This is a genomic window from Peptococcaceae bacterium 1198_IL3148 (assembly GCA_036763105.1).
Classification (GTDB): Bacteria; Bacillota; Desulfotomaculia; order Desulfotomaculales; family Desulfohalotomaculaceae; genus JBAIYS01.
In genome coordinates this window covers 1-217 of sequence record JBAIYS010000099.1, presented here as the reverse complement: position 1 = coordinate 217, position 217 = coordinate 1, and the positions used below count along the sequence as shown (strand labels likewise).

The window sequence follows — 217 nt, the reverse complement described above, 5'->3', positions numbered from 1 at the left end:
ACATTGCAAAACAGTGTAATCTAACAACCAACGTTTCGTTTGTGGGCGCGATAAATCGGCCCCTACATTGTTTGTTGTTACATCATAATCGTTCCTTCAAAACTGAACAGCGATTTAAGAAAAGCTTTAAGGTCAAGCCCTCGACCGATTAGTACTGGTCAGCTCAACACATTGCTGTGCTTACACATCCAGCCTATCTACCTGGTAGTCTACCAGG

At 43.3% G+C, this 217-nt stretch carries 1 rRNA gene; it reads right to left on the bottom strand.

The annotated features are described in order from the left end of the window. Positions 1–128: 128 nt before the first annotated feature. Positions 129–217, bottom strand: a 23S ribosomal RNA gene (locus V6C27_15025); the annotation flags it as partial.